Genomic DNA, 23,800 nt, shown 5'->3' with positions numbered 1-23,800 from the left:
TTACCTAATTCAGCGTGATTTGAGAGTGTAATCGCACTTTATCAACTCGATCCGAAATACCACGCGGCATCACTCGAACGTGTCGCGGACCGGCCAACTGCACGGTGTATTGCCGACGCCCGACTGAGGGGGACGTGAGGGTGAGCCCTGCGTTAACCACTCCAGAAATCCGGCGCGCAGCCGATATCAAGGTACAACACCGCCAAGGGAAGGCGGCTCTCCCGCTTTCCGGCACGGTGTATCACGATGATTCTTGCTTCTCTTCATAGCTTGCGGGCGCAGGTCGCTATTGTCGTGGCAATCCTCGTGCTCGTCCTTAGCTGCATATTTGGCGCTGTGATCGGTGAATCCTCGATTTCCAGCCTGAAGGAGCAGACCGGGTTGCAGCTCACCGAGTCGGCTTATCTGATGGTGGATCGTCTCGACTTTGACATGAGCGCCCGTGCCAAGGAGCTTGCTGTGCTCAGCGACCTGGAAGCGCTTCGTGACCCGGCGCGCACCGGCCAGGCCCGCAAGCTGTTGAATAGCCTCAGCGACAACTTTCCTAGCTATTCCTGGATCGGACTTACCGATGCGCATGGCACGGTGGTCGCGTCTACCAACAGCGTGCTGGAGGGCGTGGACATTTCAAAACGGCCCGTCTTCGCCAATGGTGTCGACAGGGTTTTTGTCGGCGATGTACATGATGCGGTACTGCTCGCCAAGCTCCTTCCCAATCCCACCGGGGAAGCCATGAAATTTGTCGACATCAGTATGCCGGTGCGGGATGAAACCGGCCGGCTTGCCGGTGTTCTCGCCACGCACCTCTCCTGGAAGTGGGCCTATGAGGTTGGAAGAACCCTGCTGGAGCCTTTGCAGCAACGCTTGCCGAGTCTGGAGTTCCTGGTCATTGGCGAGGACGGAACGGTATTGCTCGGCCCCAAGCAACTGATTGGCAAACCCCTGGGCCTCCATCTGCCTCGAGTGGTCAGCAAAAGCGGGTCGGTTGAAACCTGGCCGGACGGTATTCAGTACCTGACCGGCGCCGCCAAAAGTGTGGGAGTTGGTGATTATCCCGGCCTGGGATGGACCGTCATTGCCAGGCAACCGGTGTCCGTTGCGTTTGCCGAAGCCCGGAAGGTACGCAGTCAAATCCTTGGCTGGGGCAGTGCCCTTTCTATCGCCTTTGCGATCATTGGCTGGTTTGCGGCAGGCATGATCACCAAGCCGGTCAACAAAATTGCCGACGCAGCGGCCCGCCTTTCTGAAGGCGCCAATTTGCGTATTCCGCTACTCCACGGTTCGCGGGAAGTAGAGACGCTGAGTGTCGCGATCCGCCACCTCGTCGACAGTTTGACGTCGAAAAGAAGCCAGTTGGCGATGGTTGAAGGCATCGCTTACCGAGATATGGTCACCGGCTTGCCCAACCGAGCGGCGCTGGAAAAGTATGTCGAAGCGGTGCGCAGCGAATGGAGGGAGGGACTCAGCTACGGCGTTTTGTGTCTGGACCTGGACGGATTCAAGCTCGTCAATGACCGTTTCGGGCATGCCACGGGTGATGCTTTGCTGCAGCAAGTCGGAATGAGGCTCTTGACCACGGTCCGTGACGGAGACATTGCCGTGCGTCATGGCGGAGACGAATTCGTGCTGCTCCTTGCCTTGCGCGCAGGTGAGTCGTTATCCAGCGTTCAGCGCGCAGCTCAGCGGGTGATCGCGAGACTCGCGGAACCGATGACGCTGTCTGGCGAGGTCATTAACGTCAGTTGCAGTGTCGGCGGGGCGATCTGGACGGGCGGCGCTTTCGCCGACGTTCTGGCGCAGGCTGACGAGGCGCTCTATCGCGCCAAGCGGGCGGGAAAAGCCCAGGCGCAGTTTTACGATGTCCCCGGCGTGTCGCCTGTTTCCGATGTGCAAAACGCTTAGCAGGCCTCGTATCACTGTGTCGTCACGGGGCTGGTTGGATTGCTTTGATGTCCACCGTATCCCGAGCAAGCGCTCATAAGGCATTCCTGAGGGTTTGCAGGTACGCAACCTGACGGGTGAATTCGCTGCTGGACAAGCGCTGCTCCGGCCGCGGACGCAACGCCTGGCCGATGTGGCTGGTGGACTGACGCGTCATGCGCGCCAGCGTTTGCCATTGTTCGGTGACCGCCAGGGTCTCAAAGCCGGGATGCCGTTGCCGGGCGCGACGCAGGATGTCTTGCTGCAAGGCGCGCAACGCGGCGTGCTGGCCTTCGCGGCGGAGCATGAAGTCGGCGCTTGCACGCAGGTGTTCGCTGAGCTGACGACGGCCGCGCGCAAAGATCGGCAACATCGGGCCATGGCGCATGCCTGCATGCCACAGCGTGGCAACGAGGCACAGCGTCAGGGCGAGCAGCGCCTGGGGGAAGTATTGCCAGAGCAGCCCGAACAGGTTGTCGTGTTCAGTACGCAGCACCATCGTGACGGTGCTGTCCTGGCTCAGATACCAGAGTAGCCAGGCATTATCGTATTCGCCGATGGCCTGCGTTTTCCACAGGTCGGCGTCGGTGACAACCGTGATTAATCCAGAGCCGTACACCATTTGCAGCAGGTGCGTGGCGTCAGCGCTGTTGGCCCATGACTGTGCATGGTCCTCGGGATCATCCAGATGGAAGGCCGGGTCAAAGCTCATGTAGGCCGGGTCGCTTTCGTTTTGCACGAACAGCCTGGTCAGCTCGGGCCACGGCGTTTCCGGGCCTTGAATGTCCGGCGTGCTCAGCGGGATGACCGGCTTGAGTTGTTCGCGCTGGCGTTCGCGGTCCTGCTCTTGCAGGTCTTGGGTGAGGAATTGGTGAATCTGCAGTTGATCCAGCAACAGGTCGCCGCTGCTTCCCTTGGTCCGGTCCCACAGCTGTTCGGCGACAAAGAGAATACGGCCGCCTGATCGGGTCCAGGCCAGCAAGCGCTTGACCTCCGACGGCGTCATCCTTTCGCGGAAATCCAGCAGCATGAGCGTTTGCGGCTGGTCGCGGATGTCAGGGAGAGTGGTGAGCGTTTCAACCGTTTTCACCTGAATGTTTCGCTGACGCAGGAACGTCTGCGCGGCGAGGTAAGGGTTGGCCAGCGCTTCAGGCGAAGGCCCCTGGTCGACGGTTTCCTGATAACGCTCGAGCCGCTTCAGCGCGGGCATACTGGCGATGACGAGGCTCACCAGCATCAGCGCGGCGACCAGCCCGATGATCCAGCGCCGGCTCATGCGCCTGCCCCCGGCGCGAACAACTTCCGCCAGCCTGAACACAGCGTGTGTCGCGCCTGATCCGGCGGCACTTGGTGACCGTAGGCGAGGTTCTGCCAGTGGCGCGTCAGTTCATGGCTGAAGTCATCAAGGGATGGCTGCTTGAGCTCGGCGATGCGCGCCAGTATCTGGCCCTCGGTGTCGGCGCTTTTCAGCGGCAGTTGGTAATCGGTCAACAGGCGGCTCAGCAGTGCGCGATAAAGAAGGCTCAATGCCTCGCGCGGTGACTGTTGCCAGAGTCTTTCCGCTGCATCGGCGACATCCGTCGGCAGGGTTTCAGCGCGGACCTGCAGGCCAAAGAGTTGGTGAGGGATGTCTCGTGGAGCCGTCGCCTTGCGGGGGCTTTTGCCGACGAAGGTGGCGAACCAGGTCCGATAGCGCCAGATCACCCACGCGACCGTTAGGCCAAGCAGCGTCCACAGCAGCGCGCCGAATACCGCCGACAGGGTCTTGCCTACGTTGAGCGCGCCGACGACCAGTCGCGCCAGCCAGTTCGGTGTCTCGGCTGACTTGGCATCATGCTTGGCATCGTCAGCGGGCTGGGCGATGCGCCATCCGGACACCGGTTTGGGATTTTTGAACGGCGGTTGTTCAAGCACGGCATGGATGGCGTTCTGCGACGCCTGGCTGGTCAGCGGCTGATTGAGCAGGCGAGGTGAATCGGGTGGTGCAACGTCTTCGTCGGTCTGCGGGTTGTCCAGCGGCGGCAGCGGGCAGCTATTGCCCGACTCGCTGGGGATTTCGTCCGCCATTGACCGATCTGCCGTCCACTGGTTTGCCGCAGACTCTGCCATGACGGCGGACGGCAGCAACGTCAGCACAAGGATCCCGCCCAGCAACACCGCCAGTGCGCTGCCCAGAACACGCTGACGCAGCTTGCGGAAACCCAGCTCGATGTCCCACGCCTCCAGCGTGGTCCGGCGATTGAGGTACAGCGCAAATCCGCAGGACACATAAACCGGGCCCCATACGATCAGCACTAGGGCATAAAACCCGTTGGTCAAATGCTCCAGCCAGTTCCACTCACCCTCGATGTCCAGCAGGCTGCGCCATGACCAGTCCGCTTCGATCTGCGGGGGAATCATGGCGTAGAACAGCACCATCAGGCCGATCCAGAAGGTCATTTCGAGCGTACTGCCCAGCGCGGTCAGCAGACGCGCCGCCCGGGAATCCTTCTGGCCAAGCAAGGTAATGCGCTGCGCCCGGGACAACCCGTCTAGTCCCTCCAGTTGCTGCACCGGCTGATAGAAACTGCGGCTGAGGCTCAGACGCCGCCAGGTCAGGCTCGCGAGCAACTGCGGCTTGAGTGCCGACGGAAAGCTTTTCAGCGCCTGCCTGAGTGACGGTGCCGGGCCGAACAGCGCTTGGGACAGAATCAGCAGCGGCAGCCGTTCGTAGGCTGGCTTGAGCCACCAGAACACGAGGACTGCCACTGACGGGTAATCCCACAGCAGCAGGGTCAGCAGCGCGAAGATCGGCAAGGTGACGATGGCCCAGCTTGTCATCAGCAAGGCGCGGTACCGTTGCGCCAGGAGAACGCCCAGGTCGAGGGCCTCCCACGGCGTGCGTGGGCGTATGACAACGCTGGCGTCAGTCAGGCGCATGGGGCGTGCGTCCGGCAAGGGTCAGGTAGGCGCCGACCAGCAACCACAAAGAAGCGCCCACCCCATATTTGGCTGCCGCGGGCGGCCAGCTCATCGACGACCAGTACGCTTCAATGAATGCCGCGATGAGGAGGAACAGCATGACCCCGCCAATCAGTCGCACGCTGATCCGTGCAGCGCGGCGCAGTGCCTCGCCTCGGCGCAGTCGGCCGGGAGCGACCAGTGCCCATCCGAGTTTCAGCCCCGCTGCACCCGCCAGCATGATGCCGGTCAGTTCGAAGGCGCTGTGTCCAACCACGAACGGCCAGAAGGTTGTGCCCATGCCCGCGTCGGTGAGATGGCCCGCGACCGCGCCAATCATCAGTCCGTTGAAAAACAGAAAAAACAGACTGCCGACGCCTAACAGCAGGCCACTGGCAAAGGTCTGGAAAGCAATGCCGACGTTGTGCATGACGTAGTAACCGAACATCAGCCAGTCAGTGCTCGACGCGCGTTCGGCCGTTTGCCCGATACGCCGTGCGGCGGGCTCGTACATGGCGTGCATTCCGGCGACATCGGCGGGACTGACGACGCTGTAGACCAGATCCGGATAGCCGTAGACCAGCAGCGCCATGAGCGTCAGGCTGCCAAAAAACAGCAGGCCGGCGAGGGCGACCCATCGCCATTCGGCACGCACCAGACGTGGGAAGTCCGCCAGCACAAAGCTCAGCAACTGCGCACTAAACTGGCTTCGGTGGCGATACAACTGCTGGTGCCCACGCATCGCAAGCTGCTGCAGTTGCTCGACCAGATGACTGGCGTAGCCACGGTCGATTGCCAGCGCAAGCTGTTGGCAGATCTGACGGTATTCGCGGCTGAAGCCGGCACCGGACCCGCTTTTGCGGCGACTCGCTTCCAGCGCCTCAAGGCGTGTTGCAAAACGCTGCCAGTCTTCTGCATGGCGTTGTTCGAACAGGCTTTGCTTCATGACGAGCCGGCCAGGCTGTGGGCAATGCCATTCAATTGCTGGACCGGGTAGTGAGGATCTCGCGAGCTGGACAACTGCAAAGGCTGCGTGACGATGGCAGCAAGCTCTTGAGCCCTCGCCGAAGAAAGTGTGCCTTGCCGCTCGGCAAAGGCTTGTATGGCGCGCTGTTCCTCCAGCAAGAGGGGCAGCGGCGGAATCCTCGCGGTGGCTTCAGCCAGTGGCGGCCGTTGCGGGGGCACGTCCCGATAGATGACCAGCGTGCCCGCCGCCAGATCCCCAAGGCGTTTGAACAGCGGGTGCTGCAAACAGGTAAACGCGCCGACGCAATAGCCGAAGGGCAGCATGTCGACGAAGCGCAGCAGGTTGCGCAGCACTGAAGCCGACCAGCCAATCGGGGTGCCGTCATCGTGAATGACCCGCAGCCCCATGATCTGTTTGCCCGGAGTGCGCCCTTGATGCAGCACTTCGAAGAGCACCATATAGCCCCAGGTCCCGATAAACAGCGCGAGCATGAACAGCCCGGTGCCGAAGTCGCCCAGTGTTCCCAGCACGAAAAACAGCGCACCCAGTAGCGCGCCGCGAATCATCAGATCAATGCCGAAAGCAATTGACCGGGACAGCAACCCGGCAGGTCGCAGGATGAGGTCTATGCCCTCGGGCGTTTCCATGCGAACACGAGTGTCCAGCAGGGCAAGCGGTGCAGTAAATCCTGGCTCTGCATGGGAAAGGGACATAGAGGAAGGTACGCCGGTGGAAGAGGTTTGATGCTAGCCACGCCGGAGTGGCTAAGCAACAGGATGATTCTGGACAATGTGTGGGAAAGAGCCTGTTACAACTTGCTGGCCTTCGACAGCCGCCACTTTCGCACAAACTGTGTCGCCGTATCTCGGGCCTCGGGGTGTATTCGCTGGCGTCAGGCGCGGAGGGGCATCTGTTAAACTCGCCCGGTCTTTTGTTCAGGATCAGCCCGTGACTTCCAGCATCTTCTGGTACGACTACGAAACCACCGGGATCAATCCACGCAACGACCGGCCGCTGCAAGTGGCGGGCATTCGTACGGACGATCAGCTCAACGAGATCGGCGAGCCGATCAACCTGTATTGCCAGCCCAGCGATGACATCCTCCCCCATCCGGCGGCATGCCTGGTGACAGGCATCACGCCTGACCGGCTCGCGGAAAAAGGCTTGTGTGAAGCAGACTTCATGACCCGACTGCACGCGGAGATGTCTCTGCCCGGCACCTGCAGCGCGGGTTACAACACGTTGCGTTTTGACGATGAGATGACCCGCTACAGTCTTTATCGCAACTTTTTCGATCCCTACGCACGCGAATGGCAGGGCGGCAACAGCCGCTGGGATTTGATTGATGTGGTGCGCACGGCTTATGCGCTGCGTCCGGAGGGCATTGTCTGGCCGCAAGAAGAGGGCCGGGTCACGCTGAAACTTGAGCGGCTGACGGCGGCCAACGGGATCGATCATGGTCATGCCCATGACGCGCTCTCCGATGTCCGCGCAACCATCGCGCTGGCGCGTCTGGTCCGCGATAAGCAACCCAAACTTTACGATTATCTTTTTGGCTTGCGCTTCAAGCACAAGGTCCAGGATCAGATTCGATTGATGCAGCCACTTGTGCATATATCGGGTCGTTTTTCCGCAGCGCGAAGTTATGTGAGCGTCGTACTTCCGCTGGCTTGGCATCCGGTGAACCGAAATGCATTGATTGTCTGTGACCTGTTCCATGACCACAGCCCGTTGCTGGACGAAGACGGCGAGACCTTGCGTCAGCGTCTATATACTCGCCGCGAAGATCTGCTCGAAGGCCAGTTACCGGTTCCGCTGAAATTGCTGCATGTTAATAAATGCCCGGTCATTGCCCCGCTGAGCGTGCTTCGCGAGGAGGACCGTCAGCGTCTGCAACTGGACATGAGTGTTTATAAAACGCGCTTGGCCGCCTTGAATGAAGGGCAGACGATCTGGCAGGACAAGTTGAAAAGCGTCTATGCCAACGACAACTTCGCTGTCAGTGAGGATCCGGAACAGCAGTTGTACGACGGCTTTATCAATGATCGGGATCGTCGTCTCTGCGAGCAGGTGCGCATTGCCGAGCCCCAGCAACTGGCTACCGATGGCTGGCCGTTCGATGATCCCCGATTGCCTGAATTGTTATTCCGCTACCGCGCCCGCAACTTTGCCGAAACCCTGAGCGTTGCAGAGCAACAGCGCTGGTTGGCGTTTTGTCAGTTGCGCCTGAGCGATCCTCAGGCCGGCGCCCCCAATACGCTCAAGGCGTTCAGCCGTGCGCTGGTCGAACTCTCGCTGAAGGCCACGCCCGAGCAACTCAAAGTGCTCGCCCAGTGGCAGGAATACTCTCTGGTGTTGAAACAGCGTCTGGGACTATAAGCGCATAGGGGTAAATGGCAGGCAATAAAAAACGCCAGCATGGCTGGCGTCTTTTTGAGTCGAACATCTCTGCGCGACGGCTGACTCTAAAACCGGCAATTAGCCCAGCAGAGTTGCCCAGCCTTCAACCTCGTCGCCGCCCCACTTGGCTTTCCACTCTTTCAGCGTCTTGTGGTTGCCGCCTTTGGTTTCGATGATTTCACCGTTGTGCGGGTTTTTGTATTGCTTGACCTTGCGAGCGCGTTTGGTGCCGACCGGCTTTACAACAGCGCCGCGTGGAGCCTTCATTTTGGAGTCTGGATCCAGCAGCGCGATGATGTCGCGCAGGGATTTCTGATATTCGCCCATCAACGTGCGCAGTTTGCCTTCGAACTCAAGTTCTTTCTGCAGTTTGTCGTCTTGTTGCAGATTTTGCAGGCGGGCTTGCAGTTCTTTGATGGCTTCTTCTGTTGCGCGGTATTCGTTGATCAGTGACATGGGGGATACCTATGTTGTGATGGGCATGATGCGATGGGCGCATAATAATCAGAGTGTTTGCGCAAGTAAACATTTAAGAAAAGTTTTATCCGTAGCATTTTGAAATAGCCGCAGACATACCCTCGATTTAGATACACATGTAGCGTTATAGAACGCCAATGACCTTGCTGTTTTCAGCGAAGTGTCTGGCGTCGAATTTCCGTCGCCGATGAACCGGTACGGCACTAATGCATTTATCCCCGAAGGGTGCGCTTTTTTGCCGCCTGAAATCAGCGGCATACGGGTACTGCACAGTCGTCAGGTAATCGCTAGAATGGCGGCCTTTGCGAAGTTCTGGAGTTTTTCACATGCGCACTTTTCGTCTGGTGATTGCTTGCCCGGACCGTGTCGGTATCGTTGCCAAGGTCAGTAACTTTCTGGCCTCGTACAACGGCTGGATTACCGAAGCGAGCCATCACTCTGACAATCTCAGCGGCTGGTTTTTCATGCGTCATGAAATGCGTGCCGATACCCTGCCTTTCGACCTCGAAGGTTTCCGTGCAGCTTTTGCGCCCATCGCCGAAGAGTTTTCGATGGACTGGCGCATTACCGACTCCGCGCAGAAAAAGCGCGTCGTGCTCATGGCAAGCCGGGAGTCCCATTGTCTGGCCGATCTGTTGCACCGCTGGCACAGCGACGAACTGGACTGTGAAATCGCCTGCGTGATTTCCAACCACCAGGACCTGCGCAGTATGGTCGAGTGGCACAACATTCCTTATTACCACGTGCCGGTTGATCCGAAAGACAAAGAGCCGGCGTTCGCCGAAGTCTCGCGTCTGGTCAAACACCACGAAGCCGACGTTGTTGTGCTGGCGCGTTACATGCAGATCCTGCCGCCGCAACTGTGCCGGGAATACGCGCATCAGGTCATCAACATTCACCACAGCTTCCTGCCTTCGTTTGTCGGCGCCAAGCCGTATCACCAGGCGTCGCTGCGTGGCGTGAAACTGATCGGCGCTACTTGCCACTACGTCACCGAAGAACTGGACGCCGGTCCGATCATCGAGCAGGACGTGGTGCGCGTCAGCCATCGCGACAGCATCGAAAACATGGTGCGTTTCGGTCGCGACGTGGAGAAGATGGTGCTCGCTCGCGGCCTGCGCGCACACCTTGAAGACCGCGTGCTGGTGCATGACAACAAGACAGTGGTATTTGATTAAGCAGTGATTAAGCAGTGATTAAGCGGTTTGGGTGAGCCGCTTAAGTTCAGCGGCTTACTGCAACTCGATTGTTTGCGAACAGTGCAGCTTCTCCGGCACGACAGGCGGAATCACCATGACCGACCCCCTCGACAAAGCCACATCCAAAGCCCCGCCGACCCTTGGCGAAGGATGCCTGAGCCGTTACGACGTCGACGCACTGTCGCCGGAAGACGGCACGGACTTCGAGGGGGCGGAAGCGTTATGGAAAGAACTGACGTCTGCCAGACAGGAAAACGAATCAGACCGTCTTGATCCGCAGTAACTTGTTCAAAAGGGGGCGCCCGACCATCAACAGAAACACCGGCCCGCCCGCGATCAGATAGAAGTAATAGGTGACGATCCGCCAGATGAGGATCGCGGCCGCTGCCGTCGACTTGCCCACCATCGGCGCCAACAAGGCCGCCGACGTCAACTCCGCCGCTCCCGCACCGCCCGGCGACAGGCTGAACTGCCCAGCGCTCAGCGACAGCATCTGCACCAGAAACGTCCACGCCCAATCGATATTCACGCCCAACCCTTGCAGCGCCAGGTACAGCACGCTGTAACGCAGACTCCAGTGCACGCAGGTCAGCGCAAACACCTGCAGCAGAATGCGGTGGGGCATTTTCCAGGTCTCAGCCAGCGCGTCGCGGAAATGCAGCAGCTTGCGCGCCCAGCGAATGCGCGTGGTGTTCTTGCGCTTCAGCCGCTTGAGCACCCGACCGTTGAACAGAATGATGCGTCGGTGATACCGCGCGAAACCGGCACAGGCACAAAGTCCGGCGCCGATTAGCAGGGCGCTGGCAATGAGCATCCATTCAAGGTTTTCGCTGAGCTGGTGGAACACCGCGTAGATCAGGATGCCGATCAGCGCGAGGAGAAAAAACACCAGATCCATAAGTTGGTCTGTGGCAAAGGCCGCTGTGCTTTTCGCCGGACCAATACCGCTGCGCGAGAGCAGTGCGACCAGCGTCAAGGGCGCGCCGCTGCCCCCGGGCGTGGCGCAGTAGGCAAATTCCGTGGCCATCACCACAGCGAGACTTTTGCGCATGCCGATGCCGCTGGCGGCGTCGCCGAGCAACAGGCGCAGGCGTATCGTGTTCATGCACCAGCCCACCAACACCATGACGAACATGCCGATCAGGAGCGTCACCGGGAAGTTGCGCAGGCGGTGAAACATGTCTGCGCCGCCCATGAAGAACGGAATCAGCAGGGCGAGTATCAGTGCTGCTGCGAGCCAGCCAAGTCGCCTCACGCCGCAGACCTGGCGGCATTCAGGCCCTGTAACCAGGCAAATTTGCTCATCGGCGTACGGCCGTCGTTCAACAAGCGCTCAAGGGCTTGCAGCCAGTAACGACGGGAAAAGTCGTGGCGCATGTCTACGGGGTGCAGCCCCAGACGGATGGTTGCGGCGTTATGCAATTGAGCCTCACGGTGGTTGCTGACGATTTTCGATACGCCCCGGCGCCAGGCGCTGCGAGCGCTCCAGACGATCCCGGGCGCATCGATCTCGGAAAAGTCCGGCAGACGATACAAGTGTTGGGCATCACTTGTGTAGTCCAACGGCAATTTTCGCAGGGCATTGCGCGTGCCTTCGCTCATCAGCCAGGCGGGAGCGACGAATCCGTGAAGTGGCCAGTCGTTGCGCCGGAACACCTCCATGCCTGCTTCCAGCCGTTGCATCGCCTGATGTTCGTCTAGGGTGTAGAACTCGCCCTCCCAGGTGTAAATGCGCCGCATGAAAAACTCATGGGGCGTGCGTGGGGCAGGGCTGTCGTCGCAATGGTAATAGCCGTGCAGCGCCAGTTCGTCACCCCGTACGAGGCGGTCGTGCATCAACCGCTGGAAATCCGGGTTGGCGTCGATCGGATCGTGCTTGTGGAAATTCGGCACCACCAGCCAGGTGATGGGGATGTTCCCTAGCTTGTCGACCGCCTCAACGAAGGGTCGATAATCCGGCCAGGTTTGCGGGGCCACGTCGTGGAGCACCAGCATCAGGCTGCGTTGCGTGATTGCGGGAATCTCAGCCATGGGCATAGACCGGCTGACGGGCGCCGAGTACTGCCTGGTAATGGCCGAGCAAGCCGGCGACCACGGCGTCCCACGCATAATGTGCCTCGACATGACGCCGCGCCTCTTCGCCTCGGAATGGGGCGTTCTCGGCAAACAGCTGACGCACCGCTGCCGCCATGGCCGGTGGTTGATTGGGTTCGCACAGCAGGCCGCAGTGCTCGGGGACGATTTCGCGGAAGGCCCCGGCATCGACCGCCACCACCGGAATCCCGCTGGCCATGGCTTCAATCACCACCAGACCGAAGGTTTCCTGATCCCCGGCATGTACCAGCGCATCGGCACTCGCCAATAGGCGCGCGACTTCGGCAGCAGGACGAAATTTATCCACAACCGTGACGTTGGCCGGCACGCCGGTCGGCATATGGGAGCCCACCAGCAACAGGTGATAACCCGCGCCCAGCGCCTTCATGCAGTCGAGCAGAACGGTCAGGTTTTTCTCTTTCGAACCTCGGCCCGCAAAGATAAGCAGGTGGGTTTCATCCGGCAGGCCCAGCTCGGCCTTGAGACCAGGATCTCGCCGGGAGGGATGGAACGTCTGCAGATCAACCCCCAACGGCTGCACATGAACATTCTTCACACCCAGGCGGATCAGCTTGTCCGCCATCGCCGCGCTCGGCGCCAGCACTCGGTCAAAATTGCCGTAGAGCTTGCTGACGTAATTCTCGACATTGGCCCCCAGCCAGGTGCCAATCCGGTTGCTCACCAGCAGCGGCAAGTCGGAGTGGTAAAAGCCAATCACTGGCACGTCCAGTTGGTGTCGGGCATCCAGTGCAGCCCAGGCGGTAAGATAAGGATCGCCGACTTCAATGAGGTCTGGCCGCAGACTTCGCAGGGCCTCTCGCCAGGGACCGACGCGCAGTGGAAAACGATAGCCGTTGCCAAACGGTACGGGCGGCGCCGGAACCCGGTATATGCCGTCTTCATGACTGCTTTGCGGGCCCGGGATCAGCAGGCTGTGTCGCACGCCCGGGTAAAGCGCGAGGCGGCGGTGTTTGGCATCCAGGTACGTGCGCACGCCGCCGCTTGCAGGGGCGTAGAACATGGTCATGTCAGCAATGTGCATGGGATGCCTTCGTCCATTGATTCAGTCCTTCTGGGGTTGACCATCCACAGATACAGATGTTCGGTTGCAGATCGTCGCACCCACGCCCATGAACTAGCGTTACGCCGCTTGCGCCAGAGTCTTGCGCTAGAGTAGCGAGGTGGCCCGAAGGTGGCTCAGCGGTGCCGGTCCAATGGGGCTGTCGCCGCAGTCCCTTCGGAAATATCGAATGCAACGCTTGGGTGAACGGATGCCTGACTCACAACAGATTCTTATTGGTGCTGACCTGAAGGGCCAGCCGATCGGGCACGCGATGCGTCTGGCCAACCGTCACGGGCTGGTGGCCGGCGCGACTGGCACCGGGAAAACCGTCACCTTGCAGCGCCTGGCGGAAGTGTTCAGCGACGCTGGCGTGGCCGTGTTCGCGGCGGACATCAAGGGTGATCTCTGCGGGCTCGGAGCCCCGGGCAACCCTCAAGGCAAGATCGCCGAGCGAATCGCCGGCATGCCCTGGCTGCACCATAAACCTCAGGGCTATCCGGTGACACTGTGGGACGTGCACGGTGAAACGGGCCATCCGTTGCGCACAACCCTGTCGGAAATGGGCCCGCTGCTGCTGGGAAGTTTGCTGGAATTGACGGACAGCCAACAATCGGCGCTGTACGCCGCGTTCAAGGTGGCGGATCGGGAAGGGCTGTTGTTGCTGGACATCAAGGACCTCAAGGCGCTGCTCAATCATTTGCGCGACAACCCCGAAGTCCTCGGCGACGACAGCGCGTTGATGACCACGGGGTCGAGTCAGGCGCTGCTGCGTCGGCTGGCGATCCTTGAACAGCAAGGCGCCGAGGCCTTGTTCGGCGAGCCGGCGCTGCAACTGGAAGACATCTTGCAGCCCGCGAGCGATGGCCGCGGGCAGATTCATCTGCTGGACGCCAGCCGGTTGGTGCACGAGTCGCCGAAGGTCTACGCCACTTTCCTGCTGTGGCTCCTGGCCGAGCTGTTCGAGCAATTGCCTGAGCGCGGCGATGCCGATAAACCGTTGCTGGCGCTGTTCTTCGACGAAGCGCATTTGCTGTTCACGGATACGCCGAAGGCGCTGCAGGAGCGGCTGGAGCAAGTGGTGCGGCTGATTCGCTCGAAAGGCGTCGGCGTGTATTTCGTCACCCAGTCGCCGGGGGATCTGCCGGACTCCGTTCTGGCGCAGCTCGGTTTGCGCATTCAGCATGGCCTGCGCGCGTTCACCAGCAAGGAGCAACGATCGCTGAAAGCCGTTGCGGACGGGTTTCGCTCCAATCCCGAGTTCGACGCGCTCTCGGTGCTGACCGAGTTGGGCATCGGTGAGGCGCTGGTGGGCACGCTGCAGGACAAGGGCACGCCTGAAATCGTCCAGCGTGTGTTGGTCGCGCCGCCGCAATCGCGCATCGGGCCGTTGACCCAGGCTGAGCGCGACACGCTGATCGCACGGTCCCCACTGGCCGGTCGCTACGACAAACCCGTGGATCGCGAATCGGCTTACGAAATGCTGCTGGCGCGCAAAGGCGCATCAGTGGACCCCGCGCAGAAACCTGCTGCTGAGGAGAAGTCAGAAGGCGGCTTTGCCGACATGGCCGGTGGTTTTCTGGGCGGGCTGGCGGGGCAGGCGGTCAAAAGTGCGATGCGCCAGGCCGCCACCCAGATCGGTCGCGAACTGGTGCGCGGGTTGATGGGATCGTTGCTGGGCGGCAGCAAGAAACGCCGCTAGCGCACCCACAAAAAAGCCCATTCAATGAATGGGCTTTTCAGGTCAGGCGGTGCAGTCAGGTCAGGCCAGCGCTTTGGACGCCAACCAGAACAACCCTGCCGACAGCGCGACCGTGGCGGGCAGGGTCAACACCCATGCCAGGAGAATGTTGCGAACCGTGCCGCCCTGCAGGCCGCTCTTGTTCGCCACCATGGTCCCGGCCACGCCGGACGACAGGATGTGAGTCGTTGAAACAGGCAGGCTGAACACGTTGGCCAGCGCAATGGCGCTTGCGGTGGTGATCTGCGCGGACATGCCCTGAGCGTAGGTCATGCCTTGCTTCCCGATCTTCTCACCGATGGTCAGCACGACGCGTTTCCAGCCGACCATGGTGCCAATACCCAGCGCCAGTGCAACGGCGAAGATGACCCAGAACGGCGCGTACTCAGTGGTCGCGGTCAGGTCCTTGCGCAGCTTCTCCAGATCCGACTTTTCACGGGCATCCAGCGCAGGCAGCTTGCCGACTTTGCGTGCCGTGTCGTCCAGGCACAGCAGGTAGCGACGCACTTCGATGCGACGCTCCGGTGCGAGGGTGTGGTAGTCGTTGACGCCCTTGAGGTTGTTCAACAGAGCATCAATGGTCGGCTCGGTTTGCTCAGGGTTGCAGCTGAAACGCTCGGGCAAGTCGCCCGCCGCCGATTTGCCCAGCGCCAGGTACTCGCCCAGTGTCGCGTTGTTGCGCTGGTAAAACTGGCTCAGGTGCTGGGTCGCGTCGCGGGTGCGTTCGATCTGGTAAGTCGTGGTGCTCAGGTCCAGCACGAACTGCGCCGGGACGATACCGATGAGCACCAGCATGATCAGGCCGATGCCTTTCTGACCATCGTTGGAGCCGTGCACAAAACTCACTGCCATCGCCGAAATCACCAGAACCAGGCGATTCCAGAAAGGAGGGTGTTTTTTGTCATCGAGCTTGCGGCGTTGTTCCGGAGTCTTGTGCATCTTGGAGAGGGGGCGCCAGGCTTTCAGCGCCAACAGGACCAGACCCGCCACGATGAAACCGGCCAGTGGCGAGAACACCAGCGAGGCGCCGATATCGATCGCTTTCTGCCAGTTCACGCCTTCGCCCAGCGGGATGTTATTGATCAGCGCGTTGGCCAGGCCTACACCCAGAATCGAACCGATCAATGTATGGGAGCTGGACGCCGGGATGCCGAAATACCAGGTGCCGAGGTTCCAGGTGATGGCCGCAGCCAGCAGCGAGAACACCATCGCCAGACCATGACCGGTGTTGACGTTGATCAACAACTCGACCGGCAGCAGATGGACGATGGCATACGCCACGCCGACCCCACCCAGGAGCACCCCGAGGAAATTGAACACGCCCGAGAAAAATACTGCCAGATGGGGCGGCATGGCCTTGGTGTAAATGACTGTCGCCACCGCGTTGGCGGTGTCATGAAAGCCGTTGATGAACTCGAAGGTGAGGACAAACGCAAGGGCGAGCAACAAGCTCACAATTACCCAAGCATCCAGTCCGCTGAATAGATCGATCATGGAAGGTTTTCTGACCCGGTCTTAAGGGGGCGGGATTATGACAGAAAAAAAACTGCGCGATAGGCGCGCCGCTCATTGGTAGCAGCCTGCAACGAAATTTCTGTCCCGCCTGCCCGTCGACTTCCTGCCGGGAAAGAAAGTGCGAAGCACCCCTGAACCCTGGACGAGTCTGTAAAACCTGGCCTTCAACGCGATGAATACGCTTGCCGTCAGCTGTTTAAGTCAGCGACAGGCAAGCGGCGGCTCATGGCTCTTCCTTGAGTTCTTCTTCCATCTTTTGCAGCTCTTGCTTGAACGCCTGGTCAAGCAGGCTGGCCCGTTTGCGCCACGGCTTGCGCTCTGGTTCGGGCTGGGCGGCGTATGTTGTCACTTCGCCGCCGTAAACTTCCTTGTAACGTTGTTCCTGGCGCTCTAATTCTGCGCGCAGTTCATCTTTGGTCACGTTAATACCTGATCGGGTCGAGTTTAATCCCGGTGATGACGCCGAGTCTGAAAGTGTCGGACCTGACGATCGCAATGTATCGCATCAGGAATAACCATCGGGCAGGGACGCTGCGCCAAGACGATTCACACTTCAACCAAGGGCGGCTACGTGCACCGGAATGACAAAACTGTCGTAGCAACATTCTTTATTGATTGCCTGCAGGATGGCTGATGACCAAGGTATTGGCCTGCCGTCGCTGAACATTGCGATCGAGTCGAACAATGTCTGCGTGTGTTTGGATCCATGCCAGATGGGGCGAGGATTTAAACACGCGATAGCGTTATTGGGCTTCAATGACGGCCACTATCGCGAAGATGCGCAGGCGAGTCAACTGTCGAGACTGTCGCAGCCGGACAACTGAGGATTTATACCTTTTTTATGTACGAAGGTTCCTAAGTTGGACAGTCTGATTTATGACGCAACTTGGCGAGTCAAATGTTTAACGCCGCAGGCAGTTTTCTGGCGACGTAAAATTCTCGGCTTATGACCGTGGGGACAATGATGTGTATTTAAACGGTTACACATAAATGGTGAGGGGAGAGGCAAAAACGGCCTTGGGTTAGCAAGACCGTGCCTGGGACTTCTCAGTGGGTACCTGACCAGTAATCCAAAGAAGCCTCATATGGCATGTGAAAGGTATAAGCAACTGGGCAGCCGGTCAATTGCGATTATCGCCCACTCGTTCGATAATCGCCCAAAGCTGGCTTGCCGTGGGCTTCAAAAACGGCGAGAGTGGCGTTCTACAAGGCTTTCGCGGCCACGACGAACGGTGCCAGCATGAACGATCAATTGCGTAATTCTTTCACGTCACTTGCGCCGCCGATTGTTGCGTCTCCTGCTAAAAGGATTCAGGCGCTCACGGGCGATCCTGACTTCATGACCTCTCTGGCGCGAGGGTTGGCCGTCATTCACGCGTTCCAGGAACGCAAGCGGCACCTGACCATCGCGCAGATCAGCCATCGCACCGAAATCCCCAGGGCGGCGGTTCGTCGTTGCCTGCATACATTGATCAAGTTGGGCTACGCCACCACTGACGGGCGCACTTACTCGCTGCTGCCTAAAGTGCTGACGCTTGGCCATGCCTATTTGTCCTCGACACCCCTGGCGGTTTCGTCACAGCCCTATCTGGACCGCATGAGTGACCAACTGCACGAGGCCTGCAACATGGCCACGCTGGAAGGCGATGACATTCTTTATATAGCCCGCTCCGCGACGACTCAGCGATTGATCTCTGTGGATCTGGCGGTGGGCGGACGTTTGCCGGCGTACTGCACGTCCATGGGCCGGATTCTGCTGGCGGCGCTGGACGATGTGTCGTTGCGGGAATACCTCGACCACGTCGATCTGCAACCCAAAACCAGCCGCACCTTACGCACCCCGGAAGCCTTGCTCGAATGCTTGCAGCAAGTGCGGCAACAGGGCTGGTGCATTGTCGATCAGGAACTGGAGCAGGGTTTGCGTTCCATCGCCGTGCCGGTCTACGACGCATCGGGCCAGGTACTCGCGGCGCTGAATGTCAGCACCAGTGCGGGCCGAGTGGCGCGCAATGACCTGGAGCAGAAGTTTCTGCCGATCATGCTGAATGCCAGCCGTGACCTGAGCACGCAGCTGTTTACCTGACCCAGCCTGTTGAACCCATGAGCTGCCCGTCACTCTCCGTTCGGTGATCGAACACTTAGTCGGTTATCGGATTGTTCAGCCCCGTCCCCAGGCATAACCTCATTCTCAACGCCACGCCTTAAATGGCGGGGCAAACGAGTGTGAACCTGGAGCACCCCATGGCTGCAATTCTTTCCCTTCACGAGGCCGTGAAGCAGTTCGTCAACGATGGCGACATCGTTGCACTGGAAGGCTTTACTCACCTCATTCCTACCGCGGCGGGACATGAGCTCATTCGTCAGAAGAAGAAGGATCTGACCCTTGTGCGCATGACCCCTGACTTGATCTATGACCAATTGATCGGCGCAGGCTGTGCAAAACGGCTGATTTTCTCGTGGGGCGGTAATCCCGGCGTCGGCTCTCTGCACAGGCTTCGCGATGCCGTCGAACGGCAATGGCCGCAGCCCATGGAGATTGAAGAACACAGCCACGCCGACCTCGCCAATGCCTATGTGGCGGGCGCATCCGGGCTGCCGTTCGCGGTGCTGCGGGCGTATGCCGGTTCGGACCTGCCCAAGGTCAACCCGCTGATCAAGTCGGTCACTTGCCCGTTCACCGGAGAAGTGCTGGCGGCGGTGCCGGCGGTACGCCCCGATGTGACGGTGATCCACGCGCAGAAAGCTGACCGTAAAGGCAACGTGCTGCTGTGGGGCATTCTCGGGGTTCAGAAAGAAGCGGCGTTGGCGGCCAAGCGCTGCATTGTCACGGTCGAGGAAATTGTCGATGACCTCAAGGCGCCGATGAACGCCTGCGTGCTGCCAACCTGGGCGCTGAGTGCTGTTTGCGTCGTGCCGGGCGGCGCTCATCCTTCCTACGCCCACGGCTACTACGAGCGCGACAACCGTTTCTATCAGGCGTGGGACGCCATCGCCCGCGACCGTGAGGCGTTTACCGCCTGGATCGACGAATGCATCCATGGCACCCGTGACTTCAGTGAGTTCAAGAACAAGCTGGCCCACGCGGCGGAGGCTCACCAATGACTTATTCCACCAGCGAAATGATGACCGTCGCCGCCGCGCGCCGGTTGAAAAACGGCGCCGTGTGCTTTGTCGGCATCGGCCTGCCCTCGAAAGCGGCCAATCTGGCGCGCCTCACTTCCTCGCCCGACGTGGTGCTGATTTACGAATCAGGGCCTATCGGCGCCAAGCCTGACGTGCTGCCACTGTCCATCGGTGACGGCGAACTGGCGGAAACCGCTGACACCGTGGTCTCCACCAGTGAGATCTTCCGTTACTGGCTGCAGGGCGGCCGTGTCGATGTCGGGTTTCTCGGCGCGGCTCAGGTCGACCGGTTCGGCAACATCAACACCACGGTGGTCGGCGATTATCACCAGCCGAAAGTACGCCTGCCGGGTGCCGGAGGCGCGCCGGAAATTGCCGGGTCGGCCAAAGAAGTGCTGATCATCCTCAAGCAATCGCCACGGACCTTCGTCAACAAGCTGGACTTCCTGACCTCGGTTGGCCACGGCGAAGGCGGCGACTCCCGCAAGCGCCTCGGCCTGCCGGGCGCCGGGCCGGTCGGCATCATCACTGACCTGTGCATCATGGAACCGGAAGCGGGCACCCACGAATTCGTCGTGACCACGCTGCACCCCGGCGTGACCCGCGAGCAGGTCATCGCCGCCACCGGTTGGGACGTGCGTTTTGCCGACACCGTGAAGACTTCCGATGCACCCAGCGAGTACGAACTGACCGCGCTGCGCGATCTGGAAGCGCGAACCGCTGCCGCCCATGGTCAGGCGCCGGGAGAAGCATGATGCGTGACGTCTTTATCTGCGACGCGATTCGCACCCCCATTGGCCGTTTTGGCGGCGGTCTGGCGACCGTTCGGGCGGATGATCTGGCAGCGCTGCCGATCAAGGCCCTGATGGCGCGCAACCCGTCTGTCAATTGGGATGAGCTGGACGAAGTGTTTCTCGGCTGCGCCAATCAGGCCGGGGAGGACAACCGCAACGTCGCGCGCATGGCTGCGCTGTTGGCGGGTCTGCCGGCCAGCGTGCCGGGCGTGACCCTCAATCGCTTGTGTGCTTCCGGCCTGGACGCGGTGGGTTCTGCGTTCCGCGCCATTGCCTGCGGTGAGATGGAGCTGGCCATTGCTGGCGGCGTCGAGTCCATGTCCCGCGCCCCATTCGTGATGGGCAAGGCCGACACGGCATTCGGACGCGGCCAAAAGCTGGAAGACACCACCTTGGGCTGGCGTTTCGTCAATCCGCAGATGAAGGACCAGTACGGCGTTGAGACCATGCCGCAGACCGGCGACAACGTCGCTGAGGATTTCGGCATCTCCCGGCAGGATCAGGACGCCTTTGCTCTGCGCAGCCAGCAGCGTACGGCGGCGGCTAAGGCTTCGGGCTTCTTCGCCGAGGAAATCGTGCCCGTGCGCGTCGCCCACAAAAAGGGTGAGACCGTCGTCGACACCGACGAGCACCCCCGTGCCGACACCAGCCTTGAAGCGCTCGCCAAGCTCAAGCCGGTCAACGGGGCTGGCAAAACCGTCACAGCGGGCAACGCGGCAGGCCTGAACGACGGCGCGGCGGCGATGATTCTGGCGTCCGCCGACGCCGTCAAGAAACACGGCCTCACGCCGCGCGCTCGCGTACTGGGGATGGCCAGCGCCGGCGTTGAGCCTCGCGTCATGGGCATTGGCCCGGTCCCGGCGGTACGCAAGCTGGTGGCACGGCTGGGTTTGTCGGTCAGTGATTTCGACGTCATCGAGCTCAACGAGGCATTCGCCAGTCAGGGCCTGGCGGTCTTGCGTGAATTGGGCATTGCTGACGATTCACCCAAGGTGAACCCAAACGGCGGCTCGATTTCGCTGGGGCATCCGCTGGGCATGAGCGGTGCGCGTCTGGTTCTGACCGCTTTGCACCAACTGGAAAAAACCGGCGGCAGCAAAGCGCTCGCCACGATGTGCGTCGGCGTGGGGCAGGGGCTGGCCCTCGCAATAGAGCGCTAGACGACATTTTTGCAACTCAGCCACCCGAGTCATCGCTTGCCTCCGCGAAAGGGGCAACTTGCTGACTTGGGTGGTTGTCCTTGTGATGTCGAAACGTTACTGCTTAAGTCTAAATGTTGCAGGTTATGTCTTAGACTGGCTGACCTTACTAACACCTGGGGAGATAATAATGACAACGACTCACTACACCGGAGAAGAGCGGCGCAAGCGGATCTTCGCAATTGTGGGGGCCTCATCGGGCAACCTCGTCGAATGGTTCGACTTCTACGTCTACGCCTTCTGCGCCATCTATTTCGCGCCTGCATTCTTTCCTTCCGATGACCCGACCGTTCAGTTGCTCAACACCGCCGGCGTCTTCGCCGCAGGCTTTCTGATGCGTCCCATCGGCGGCTGGCTGTTCGGTCGCGTGGCCGACAAGCACGGCCGCAAAAACTCGATGATGATTTCCGTGCTGATGATGTGCGCCGGCTCGCTGGTCATTGCCTGTCTGCCAACCTACGCGTCGATCGGTGCCTGGGCGCCGTTTCTGTTGTTGATGGCGCGCCTGTTCCAGGGCCTGTCGGTGGGTGGTGAGTACGGCACCACCGCCACGTACATGAGCGAAGTCGCGTTGCGGGGGCAGCGCGGGTTTTTCGCTTCATTTCAGTACGTGACGCTGATTGGCGGCCAGCTGTTGGCCGTGCTGACCGTGGTCATCCTGCAGCAGTTTCTCAGTGCCGATGAGCTCAAAGCCTACGGCTGGCGCATCCCGTTCGTGGTCGGTGCGGTCGCGGCGGTGATCTCGCTGGTGCTGCGCCGGTCGCTGAAAGAGACCACCACCGCCGAAGTGCGTCAGAACAAGGACGCGGGCAGCATGTCTGCGGTGTTCCGCGATCACAAAGCGGCGTTCATCACCGTGCTGGGCTACACCGCCGGCGGCTCGCTGATTTTCTACACCTTCACCACGTACATGCAGAAATACCTGGTCAACACCGTGCACATGGATGCCAAGGTCGCGAGCTACATCATGACCGGCGCGCTGTTCCTGTACATGTGCATGCAGCCGGTGTTCGGGATGCTCGCTGACAAGATCGGTCGCCGCGCCTCGATGCTGTGGTTCGGCGGGCTGGGCACCCTGTGCACGGTGCCGCTGCTGCTGACGTTGAAAACCACTACCAGCCCGGTCATCGCGTTCGTGCTGATCACCCTGGCATTGGCCATCGTCAGTTTCTACACCTCGATCAGCGGTCTGGTGAAAGCCGAGATGTTTCCGGTGCAGGTTCGTGCGCTGGGCGTCGGTCTGGCCTATGCCGTGGCCAATGCTATTTTCGGTGGCTCCGCTGAATACGTGGCTTTGGGCCTGAAGAACATGGGCATGGAAAACACCTTCTACTGGTACGTGACCGCGATGATGGCGATTGCTTTCCTGTTCAGCCTGCGCTTGCCGAAGAAGCCGGCTTACCTGCACGAAGACCACTGATCCCGGATCTTGGAGCGCGCGTCCTTGCAGGGCGCGTGCTGTCCATCTTCATCACACTCATTCCACGTGTTTCACGGAGCGACTGCCATGGCGTTCGTACAACTCGAAGACGGTGAACTGCATTATCAAATTGATGGCCCGGTGGATGCGCCGGTGCTGGTGCTGTCCAACTCGTTGGGCACCGACCTGCACATGTGGGACGCGCAGATTCCAGCGCTGAGCAAGTCATTCCGCGTCGTGCGTTACGACACCCGCGGCCACGGTCAGTCCCTCGTCACACAAGGGCCTTACACGCTCTCGCAGCTGGGACGAGACGTGCTGGCGCTGCTTGATGCGTTGAAAGTCGACCGCGCGCATTTCTGCGGATTGTCCATGGGTGGCCTGATCGGTCAGTGGCTGGGCATTCATGCCAACGATCGGCTGCACAAGCTGGTGCTGTGCAACACCGCCGCGAAGATCGGCGACACGGAAACGTGGGCGCCGCGCATCGCCCAGGTGGAGAAGGGCGGTGAGCGGGCCATGAAGGAAATGGGCGCCGGCGCGGTTGGGCGTTGGTTCACCCCTGACTTTGCCAGCCAGCACGCCGACAAGGTCACGCCCGTCACCGACGTGCTGGCGGCGACGTCTCCGCTGGGTTACGCCGCCTGCTGCGCGGCTGTCCGGGATGCCGATCTGCGCAAGCAAGTCAGTTCGATCACCGTGCCCACGCTGATCATCTGCGGCAGCCATGACGCCGTCACCACCATGGCGGACGGGCATTATCTGCAGAACCACATCCACGGCAGCGAACTCTCCGACTATTACGCCGCGCATTTGTCCAGCGTCGAGCTGGGTGAAGTCTTTGCTCTGCGCGTGACGGAGTTTTTGCTGGCGTGACCGCTGTGGTATTTGCTTGAAACAGCCTGGAAAACGGTCAAAAAAAACCCACCAATCGGTGGGTTTTTTCATGCA

Annotated in this window: 22 protein-coding genes; 12 read left to right on the top strand and 10 right to left on the bottom strand. The window is 60.3% G+C overall.

Annotation, left to right across the window (positions count from 1 at the left end):
- The first annotated feature begins 246 nt into the window (after positions 1-246).
- On the top strand, positions 247-1,902 hold the full coding sequence (locus ABEH28_RS18610; protein WP_346630785.1) for a diguanylate cyclase: 1,656 nt from the start codon (positions 247-249) through the stop codon (positions 1,900-1,902).
- A gap of 73 nt (positions 1,903-1,975) precedes the next feature.
- Here ABEH28_RS18610 and ABEH28_RS18605 read toward each other — a convergent pair whose 3' ends face one another.
- From ABEH28_RS18605 to ABEH28_RS18590, 4 genes are read right to left on the bottom strand one after another with little or no spacing between them, the layout of a single operon-like run.
- Positions 1,976-3,196: a DUF4350 domain-containing protein gene (locus ABEH28_RS18605; RefSeq protein ID WP_346630784.1), complete on the bottom strand. Its 1,221-nt coding sequence runs from the start codon at positions 3,194-3,196 to the stop codon at positions 1,976-1,978.
- The gene (locus ABEH28_RS18600) at positions 3,193-4,839 is read right to left on the bottom strand and encodes a DUF4129 domain-containing protein (RefSeq protein ID WP_346630783.1); all 1,647 of its coding nucleotides are present in this window, start codon (positions 4,837-4,839) and stop codon (positions 3,193-3,195) included. Before ABEH28_RS18600 ends, ABEH28_RS18605 begins: the two co-directional genes overlap by 4 nt.
- Positions 4,826-5,806 (bottom strand): stage II sporulation protein M, encoded by a 981-nt coding sequence (locus ABEH28_RS18595; protein WP_282366014.1) that lies wholly within the window; start codon positions 5,804-5,806, stop codon positions 4,826-4,828. The genes ABEH28_RS18600 and ABEH28_RS18595 overlap by 14 nt, the downstream gene beginning before the upstream one ends.
- The gene (locus tag ABEH28_RS18590; protein ID WP_346627083.1) at positions 5,803-6,540 is read right to left on the bottom strand and encodes an RDD family protein; all 738 of its coding nucleotides are present in this window, start codon (positions 6,538-6,540) and stop codon (positions 5,803-5,805) included. The genes ABEH28_RS18595 and ABEH28_RS18590 overlap by 4 nt, the downstream gene beginning before the upstream one ends.
- Positions 6,541-6,775: 235 nt before the next feature.
- Between ABEH28_RS18590 and sbcB the strand changes: the two genes are divergently transcribed.
- Entirely contained in the window at positions 6,776-8,206 is a 1,431-nt protein-coding gene (gene sbcB / locus ABEH28_RS18585; RefSeq protein ID WP_346630782.1) for an exodeoxyribonuclease I, read from the top strand.
- Between the two features lie 99 nt (positions 8,207-8,305).
- Here the strand turns inward: sbcB and mvaT are convergent, their stop codons facing one another.
- Positions 8,306-8,683 carry a histone-like nucleoid-structuring protein MvaT gene (gene mvaT / locus ABEH28_RS18580; RefSeq protein WP_192171704.1) on the bottom strand — a complete coding sequence of 126 codons (378 nt, stop codon included), beginning with the start codon at positions 8,681-8,683 and terminating at the stop codon, positions 8,306-8,308.
- Between the two features lie 347 nt (positions 8,684-9,030).
- On the opposite strand from mvaT, the gene purU reads away from it, so the two are divergent.
- Positions 9,031-9,882: a formyltetrahydrofolate deformylase gene (purU, locus tag ABEH28_RS18575; RefSeq protein ID WP_346627085.1), complete on the top strand. Its 852-nt coding sequence runs from the start codon at positions 9,031-9,033 to the stop codon at positions 9,880-9,882.
- Positions 9,883-9,997: 115 nt separating this feature from the next.
- A complete protein-coding gene (locus ABEH28_RS18570) occupies positions 9,998-10,186 on the top strand; it encodes a hypothetical protein (protein ID WP_346630781.1) in 189 nt (62 codons plus the stop codon).
- On the opposite strand, the gene ABEH28_RS18565 is transcribed toward ABEH28_RS18570, so the two are convergent.
- Genes ABEH28_RS18565 through ABEH28_RS18555 form a run of 3 tightly spaced genes read right to left on the bottom strand, consistent with a single transcriptional unit; the run spans position 10,163 to position 13,039 of the window.
- Positions 10,163-11,158: a lysylphosphatidylglycerol synthase transmembrane domain-containing protein gene (locus ABEH28_RS18565; protein ID WP_346630780.1), complete on the bottom strand. Its 996-nt coding sequence runs from the start codon at positions 11,156-11,158 to the stop codon at positions 10,163-10,165. The two genes, ABEH28_RS18570 and ABEH28_RS18565, sit on opposite strands and share 24 nt — an antisense overlap.
- Positions 11,155-11,916: a polysaccharide deacetylase family protein gene (locus tag ABEH28_RS18560; protein WP_346630877.1), complete on the bottom strand. Its 762-nt coding sequence runs from the start codon at positions 11,914-11,916 to the stop codon at positions 11,155-11,157. The genes ABEH28_RS18565 and ABEH28_RS18560 overlap by 4 nt, the downstream gene beginning before the upstream one ends.
- A 10-nt stretch (positions 11,917-11,926) precedes the next feature.
- Entirely contained in the window at positions 11,927-13,039 is a 1,113-nt protein-coding gene (locus ABEH28_RS18555) for a glycosyltransferase family 1 protein (protein ID WP_346630779.1), read from the bottom strand.
- Positions 13,040-13,268: 229 nt separating this feature from the next.
- Between ABEH28_RS18555 and ABEH28_RS18550 the strand changes: the two genes are divergently transcribed.
- Positions 13,269-14,759, top strand: a complete 1,491-nt coding sequence (locus ABEH28_RS18550; RefSeq protein ID WP_346630778.1) for a helicase HerA-like domain-containing protein — start codon at positions 13,269-13,271, stop codon at positions 14,757-14,759.
- Positions 14,760-14,819: 60 nt separating this feature from the next.
- Here ABEH28_RS18550 and ABEH28_RS18545 read toward each other — a convergent pair whose 3' ends face one another.
- Together ABEH28_RS18545 and ABEH28_RS18540 are read right to left on the bottom strand one after the other, a co-directional pair.
- A complete protein-coding gene (locus ABEH28_RS18545) occupies positions 14,820-16,292 on the bottom strand; it encodes an inorganic phosphate transporter (RefSeq protein ID WP_192171698.1) in 1,473 nt (490 codons plus the stop codon).
- A 244-nt stretch (positions 16,293-16,536) separates the two neighbouring features.
- Positions 16,537-16,734 (bottom strand): hypothetical protein, encoded by a 198-nt coding sequence (locus ABEH28_RS18540; RefSeq protein WP_037014498.1) that lies wholly within the window; start codon positions 16,732-16,734, stop codon positions 16,537-16,539.
- 205 nt (positions 16,735-16,939) lie between these two features.
- Between ABEH28_RS18540 and ABEH28_RS18535 the strand changes: the two genes are divergently transcribed.
- The 7 genes from ABEH28_RS18535 (at position 16,940) to pcaD (ending at position 23,725) form a co-directional block, all read left to right on the top strand.
- Positions 16,940-17,137, top strand: coding sequence for a hypothetical protein (locus tag ABEH28_RS18535; RefSeq protein WP_192171697.1), 198 nt, complete (start codon positions 16,940-16,942; stop codon positions 17,135-17,137).
- 416 nt (positions 17,138-17,553) lie between these two features.
- The gene (gene pcaR / locus ABEH28_RS18530; protein ID WP_192171696.1) at positions 17,554-18,396 is read left to right on the top strand and encodes a pca regulon transcriptional regulator PcaR; all 843 of its coding nucleotides are present in this window, start codon (positions 17,554-17,556) and stop codon (positions 18,394-18,396) included.
- Positions 18,397-18,554: 158 nt separating this feature from the next.
- On the top strand, positions 18,555-19,415 hold the full coding sequence (locus tag ABEH28_RS18525) for a CoA transferase subunit A (protein WP_346630777.1): 861 nt from the start codon (positions 18,555-18,557) through the stop codon (positions 19,413-19,415).
- Positions 19,412-20,191, top strand: coding sequence for a CoA-transferase subunit beta (locus tag ABEH28_RS18520; RefSeq protein WP_346630776.1), 780 nt, complete (start codon positions 19,412-19,414; stop codon positions 20,189-20,191). Before ABEH28_RS18525 ends, ABEH28_RS18520 begins: the two co-directional genes overlap by 4 nt.
- Entirely contained in the window at positions 20,188-21,390 is a 1,203-nt protein-coding gene (pcaF, locus tag ABEH28_RS18515) for a 3-oxoadipyl-CoA thiolase (RefSeq protein WP_346630775.1), read from the top strand. Before ABEH28_RS18520 ends, pcaF begins: the two co-directional genes overlap by 4 nt.
- A gap of 169 nt (positions 21,391-21,559) precedes the next feature.
- The gene (locus ABEH28_RS18510; protein WP_346630774.1) at positions 21,560-22,849 is read left to right on the top strand and encodes an MFS family transporter; all 1,290 of its coding nucleotides are present in this window, start codon (positions 21,560-21,562) and stop codon (positions 22,847-22,849) included.
- Between the two features lie 87 nt (positions 22,850-22,936).
- Complete coding sequence (gene pcaD, locus ABEH28_RS18505) at positions 22,937-23,725, top strand: 3-oxoadipate enol-lactonase (protein WP_346630773.1); 789 nt, start codon at positions 22,937-22,939, stop codon at positions 23,723-23,725.
- Positions 23,726-23,800: the final 75 nt, after the last annotated feature.

It is taken from the genome of Pseudomonas sp. Ps21-P2 (assembly GCF_039672565.1).
Lineage (GTDB): Bacteria > Pseudomonadota > Gammaproteobacteria > Pseudomonadales > Pseudomonadaceae > Aquipseudomonas.
This window is presented reverse-complemented; position numbering and strand designations above follow the sequence as displayed.